This window comes from Streptomyces sp. AC627_RSS907 (genome assembly GCF_019049165.1).
This window is the reverse complement of the sequence record NZ_JAGMUE010000926.1, coordinates 1-823: the sequence shown is the minus strand read 5'-3', so window position 1 is coordinate 823 and position 823 is coordinate 1. Positions and strand designations below refer to the sequence as shown.

Sequence of the window (823 nt, the reverse complement as noted above, 5' to 3'; positions counted from 1 at the left end):
GTGCACGGTGCCGGCGGAGTCGGTGACCGTCTTGATGTCCTCGGTGAGGTCGACCGCGATGACGTCGTCCGGGATCAGCTCGGCGCCGAAGCGCTCGGCCTGGGCCCGCATGTTGTCCATGAGGTCCGGGCCCATGATGCCGTCACGGTAGCCGGGGAAGTTCTCCACGTCGGTGGTGTTCATCAGCGCACCCCCCGCGGTCACGGAACCCTCGAAGACCAGGGGCTTCAGCGCGGCTCGGGCCGTGTAGAGCGCGGCCGTGTAGCCGGCGGGCCCGGAACCGATGATGATCACGTTGCGGACGTCGCTCACGGGATGTCTTCCTTGTCTCTGCCGACGACGGATTGGGGGGCAACCGACCGGCGATCGTTCCCGGAAAACTGCTGCCATCTCACCCAACGGATACTACGGGGCCGGCATTCCCGGGACGCCCGGGCTTCCGGCCGTGTTCGTGTGACGGACAGCGGGGTGGCCGGAACGCTCAGTCGCGGGCGAAGCTGCGCTGCAGCAGCACGGTCCCGGGCGGCGAGGGGGACTTCCGCACGCAGGCGGCGTCCACGACGAACGCGTCGACGCGCGAGTCGTCGCCCGGATGCGGCAGCAGCACCAGGTAGGCGGGGGTGCCGTTGAAGGAGTCTTCCCGCGCCGCGAGGGGCGTATCGGGGCGCTTGGTGGCCTGCTGGACGCACGAGGGCACGGTCGTGCCACTTCCGTCGAGCGGTGTGCGGGGAGTGGTGTTCGCGCCGACCTCGCCCGACGGATTCCGCGGCTTGCGGGTCTTTCCCTCCGCGGCGAGCAGGGCCCGTGCCTCGCCCTCCAGGGG

General features: G+C 70.4%; 1 protein-coding gene and 1 pseudogene. Both read right to left on the bottom strand.

The genetic code is table 11. The features are described 5' to 3' along the window. Positions 1 to 312, bottom strand: a 312-nt coding sequence (locus KUM32_RS39495; protein ID WP_217146564.1) for an FAD-dependent oxidoreductase, incomplete at its 3' end; no start/stop codon positions are given. Positions 313 to 481: 169 nt separating this feature from the next. Next, a pseudogene (locus tag KUM32_RS39490) lies at positions 482 to 823 on the bottom strand (hypothetical protein); the annotation flags it as partial.